This window comes from Peribacillus sp., assembly GCF_059453735.1.
In genome coordinates, this window is record NZ_JAZVJO010000462.1 from 1 (window position 1) to 4,856 (window position 4,856).

6 protein-coding genes and 1 pseudogene are annotated in these 4,856 nt (G+C 40.5%); 3 read left to right on the top strand and 4 right to left on the bottom strand.

All coding sequences use genetic code 11. The features are described from left to right. Window positions 1-463 (top strand): annotated as a pseudogene (locus AC52RT_RS15245) (hypothetical protein); the annotation flags it as partial. A 63-nt stretch (window positions 464-526) separates the two neighbouring features. Here AC52RT_RS15245 and AC52RT_RS15250 read toward each other — a convergent pair. Genes AC52RT_RS15250 through AC52RT_RS15265 form a run of 4 tightly spaced genes read right to left on the bottom strand, consistent with a single transcriptional unit; the run spans window position 527 to window position 3,308 of the window. Beyond that, window positions 527-1,435 carry an RluA family pseudouridine synthase gene (locus tag AC52RT_RS15250; RefSeq protein ID WP_495541534.1) on the bottom strand — a complete coding sequence of 303 codons (909 nt, stop codon included), beginning with the start codon at window positions 1,433-1,435 and terminating at the stop codon, window positions 527-529. A gap of 13 nt (window positions 1,436-1,448) precedes the next feature. After that, a complete protein-coding gene (locus AC52RT_RS15255) occupies window positions 1,449-2,243 on the bottom strand; it encodes an NAD kinase (RefSeq protein ID WP_040373267.1) in 795 nt (264 codons plus the stop codon). 21 nt (window positions 2,244-2,264) lie between these two features. Next, entirely contained in the window at window positions 2,265-2,894 is a 630-nt protein-coding gene (gene yjbM / locus AC52RT_RS15260) for a GTP diphosphokinase (RefSeq protein WP_495541535.1), read from the bottom strand. Window positions 2,895-2,930: 36 nt separating this feature from the next. Further along, a complete protein-coding gene (locus AC52RT_RS15265; protein ID WP_495541536.1) occupies window positions 2,931-3,308 on the bottom strand; it encodes a UPF0738 family protein in 378 nt (125 codons plus the stop codon). 251 nt (window positions 3,309-3,559) lie between these two features. Between AC52RT_RS15265 and AC52RT_RS15270 the strand changes: the two genes are divergently transcribed. Further along, the gene (locus AC52RT_RS15270) at window positions 3,560-4,141 is read left to right on the top strand and encodes a CYTH domain-containing protein (RefSeq protein ID WP_495541537.1); all 582 of its coding nucleotides are present in this window, start codon (window positions 3,560-3,562) and stop codon (window positions 4,139-4,141) included. 40 nt (window positions 4,142-4,181) lie between these two features. Further along, a complete protein-coding gene (locus AC52RT_RS15275; protein ID WP_495541538.1) occupies window positions 4,182-4,838 on the top strand; it encodes a lytic transglycosylase domain-containing protein in 657 nt (218 codons plus the stop codon). Window positions 4,839-4,856 lie beyond the last annotated feature (18 nt).

The following is a 4,856-nucleotide window of genomic DNA, read 5'->3' on the forward strand; positions in this document are numbered from 1 at the left end:
TCTTGAAACCACCGTTGCAGAATATGAGAACCTGCCGATTGATCAACAGAAAAAGATTAAAAAGCAATTTCTTACTTTATATGACCAATCCCCTTTATACCATACACTGGATAACGGAAACTTATATATTGCTCATGCAGGTATTCGAGGAGATTATATGGGTAAAACCGGAGCTAAAGTAAAAACATTCGTTTTGTATGGAGATATTTCTGGTGCCAAGCATCCAGATGGCTCTCCCGTAAGGCATGATTGGGCACAATCCTATCACGGTGAACCATGGATTGTCTATGGACACACGCCTGTAAAAGAAGCAAGAATCGTAAATCATACCATCAATATTGATACTGGCTGTGTATTTGGAGGCAAGCTGACTGCTCTGCGCTATCCAGAGTTCGAACTAGTTACCGTATCTTCATCAATGCCTTATCTCCCTGAAAAATTCAAGACTGAATTTACAGTTTAAAAACTAAAGGCCGATTTCTTTTATTAAGAAATCAGCCTTTTTACTGCCTCATTTCAGGCTAGTTTACCAATTTAATAACTCTTGAAAATCTCCAGGTGCTGGTTCTTCGAAGGTCATTCGTTCACCAGTAAGGGGATGTAAAAATTCTATCTTTGCACAATGAAGCGCTTGTCGTGGAATTAAAGTGGTTGTACCTCCATACAAATCATCACCTGCAAGCGGATGACCAATATGAGCCATATGAACTCGAATTTGATGCGTCCGTCCTGTTAAGAGCTTGAGTTCAAGATAACTTATTAAGGGTGAAGACTGTATAACCCGGTATAGCGTACAAGCATATTTACCATCATCTCTTACCATTCGGGTAATAATACTTTCTGGATTACGACCAATTGGTGCCTCGATTCGTCCGCTCTCCTCCTCCAGCTGTCCTTCCGCAATTGCCTGGTATGTGCGGGTGATTAGCCCCGCCTTTTGCTGTGCACTCAGTAAATGATGGATATGACTGTGCTTCGCAATTAAAACAAGTCCTGACGTATTTCGATCAAGCCTCGTCACTACATGAACAGTAGAAGCTACATCTTTCGATTCATAGTATCCCGCTAATGCATTTGCCAAACTTCCCCTCGGTCGCTCTCGCGAAGGAATGGTACTTTGATAGGCAGCCTTTGCCAAGATAATAATTGATTCATCTTCATACCGAATGACGAGCGGCAGCTTCTCAGGGATCAGCCCTAAGCTAATTTCCTCGAGCGGAAAAACAACCTGTACGACATCTCCTGCATGCAGCGGATAACGGACAGTCACAACCTTTCCGTTCACCGAGAGTTCGCCGCCGCGATACTTAATCGCCGTCAACCCTTTTTTGGAGATCTTATGTTCATTGAGAAAGTTTCTGAGCAGCTTGCCTTCATCTTTACTTTCTACAGTCCATGAAAGTCTATATGGTTTCGCTTCATTGTTAGTAGACACTATTCCAATCTCCTTAGTTTGCGATAAATGAATCATGGACGCGTTTCCAGAAGGGAAAAGGCCTGAAACGAGCAAATCGAATTTTTTCTGGAGCCACCAAAAATTGAATGGATTTAACATCCTCATGAAGCAAGGATAAATGATCAATCGTAATTTGAAAATCAACATTATTTACTGGGCGCAGCAAGCACGTATGATGCGCTGGTAACACAAGTGGAGATCCAACGGTACGAAATACTCGATTATTAATTGATGCCATCTCAGAGAGTTGTATAGAATCAATGGTCGGGTGAATAATAGCCCCGCCAAGCGCTTTATTATACGCCGTGCTTCCTGAAGGTGTGGATACGCATAGACCATCCCCTCTAAACGTTTCAAAATGCTCTCCTCGCATCTCCACATCCATAACTAACGTTCCTTCCACACTTTTAACTGTGGATTCGTTTAGAGCCAGAAAACGTGATTCACGTCCCCCATGCTGGTAACGGACAATTACTTCAAGAAGCGGATATTCCACTACTTGAAACGGCGTTTTCGCAATCGCAATGACTAGCTTTTCGACTTCATCAGGCGTCCAATCTGCATAAAAGCCTAGATGGCCGGTATGAACACCGACAAAAGCCGTTTTATCAAGTCGTTTTTTATATCGATGAAAGGCATATAATAGGGTGCCATCACCACCGATGGAGACGACGATATCCGGCTGGTCTTCATCGTATTCCAAATTAAAATCCTGAAGATAGGTACGAACCTTATGCATTAAACTATTCGATTTGGAGTCCCCTTTAGAAGTTACAGCAAATTTCATATGATCCCACCCTTACTTTTTTTAATGATTCTGCGTGTCCTTTTTTCTTGAAAAAATCCGCTGTGCTTCCTGAATTTCAATTCGAATTTGCGACATTTCCTCATCAAGCAAATAAGCGGCCTCAGCTGCACGCTGCAGACGATTTTGTATATCCTCTGGAAAGTCTCCTCGATATTTATAACTCAAAGAATGCTCAATAGTTGCCCAAAAATTCATCGAAAGTGTACGTATTTGGATTTCAGCAAGCAATTTCTTTTCTCCATGAATCGGCTGAACGGGGTACCGAATCACAACATGATAAGATCTATATCCACTAACCTTTTTATGTGAAATATAGTCTCGCTCCTCGACAATTTCGAAGTCATTCCTAAGTCTGAGCAGCTCCACAACTTTTCTTATATCATCGACAAATTGACACATCATTCTTAACCCAGCTATATCCTGCATTTCTGTATCCAATTTATCGAGTGGAATGTTCTTCTGAACAGCTTTATCTAGAATACTCACGATTGGTTTTACTCGGCCAGTTACAAATTCAATCGGAGAATGGACATGATCGCGATCAAATTCTGTCCGCATCCCTTTTAATTTCACCTTTAACTCCTCGATAGCTTGCTTATAAGGAGCCAAAAAATCATTCCACTGTTCCATTTCCGCACCCCTTGACCTGTTTTCGAAACAGCCTTGTCAATGGCAATTAACAAACGCCTGTTCAACCTTTAATGCAAATGTTTCACCATAATTGCTGTTTCCTTTAATATTTTCTAGCAATTCATTCAGTTCATCAACTATCCCGTTTAATTCAAATTTCGTATCTCCCGATTCAAGGAAAGCAGGGTAGTTTTCTTTTATGGCAATACTCAAGAAGTTCCAAATAGATTCTGGGAGTGAAATATATGTATACTCGTCATTTTTTTCAATTAAATAAACAAACGCGTGATGATCGGAATCAGCCAGTACTTGTTCTTTAGCTAGATAAGTAGAACCCTCAAATGTTTCGTCTGGTTGTAGAAGCAGCTCATTGTTTCGAATATAAGCATTCTTTATATGTATTTTTGTTCTCACAGCCGTATCGCGCCCCCCAACGTATAACGATTATATTTTATCACATTGTTTTAGGGAATCCCAAGATTTCACCTAATTTCTCTTGCTAATTTCGGCTGAATTTCTAGGTTCTTAACATAAGGCTTAAACCAACGAGTGGCTTTGTTTATCTTGTCAATTAACCCTTCATAAATAAGGTAATGAGGCTATTATTTGCTGAAAACGCAAAATAACGGGATAATAGATAAAATACATATGAAAGGAAGATGTACTTGAATCAGCATATTGAAATTGAATTTAAGAACCTTTTAACTAAACAGGAGTTCCGCAAACTCGTCCAGCATTTCAAAGTTAAAGAAAATAGTTTTGCCTTCCAATCGAATCATTATTGCGACACAGAAACTTTTTCATTGAAGGAGAAAGATTGTGCGCTGCGTATTCGTCAAAGAAATGGCGAATATGAATTGACCCTAAAAGAGCCTGCCGATACTGGATTATTAGAAACCACTCAGCCATTAACGCGAACCGAAGCCGAAAGCTTTCTTGAAGATGGGATTTTTCCAGAAGGCGTGATCAGTCGTTTGCTTGAAAACAAATTAAACATTCCCACTGAGTCAATCCGCTTTTTTGGTACGCTAATGACCAACCGTACTGAGTTCCAGTACAAAGGCGGCATCATTGTACTTGACCATAGTGCCTATATTAATACAGAGGATTATGAAATAGAATATGAGGTAACTGATCCGGTCGAAGGGAAAAAAATATTCCTGCAACTTCTAAAAAGTCTTAAGATTCCTGTCCGTGAAACCGAAAATAAGGTTAAGCGCTTTTATCGTGCTAAACAAGGACAATGATGATTCATTTCCTGTTTATAATGTCTTGAGGTGAATCTTTTTGAAGATACAGGATTTTACAACCATACTAGAATTACAGGCCTTGCAAGGACTGAACAGCTCAAATAAAGCTCAAACTGCTTCTACAGCCAATCTCTTTCAAGAAATGCTGTCAAAGGTCCTTACCGGTGAGGAAGACGCTGACACGCAATCTAAGCCTCTTGGTAATGTCCTAAGTCAAATTATAGCCGCTGTGGATTTGACAAACTCATCTTCCATGAACCAGCAACTACCCTTTTCTACTGCGGCTGCTATTTCGCCCTTGCCTGCAGCAGTAAAAAGTACAGGCTATGACCAGATTATTAGTGATGCAGCCACATTGTACCAGCTGCCCGAAAAGTTAATAAAATCTGTCATTAAACAGGAATCAAATTTTAACGCACAGGCAACTAGCTCTGCTGGAGCTTCTGGACTGATGCAGCTGATGCCAGCCACCGCGAAAGGGCTTGGCGTTAATAATGTTCTTGATCCAACCGAAAATATTATGGGCGGCACTAAATACCTCAGCCAGATGATGAAACGGTATAATGGCAATACAGAACTTGCTCTGGCTGCTTATAATGCGGGACCAGGAAATGTCGATAAATACGGCGGAATCCCTCCCTTTAAAGAAACCAGTCAATATGTACAGAAGGTTATGTCCACTTACTTAAGTTGATTTATATATTTTTGCCAT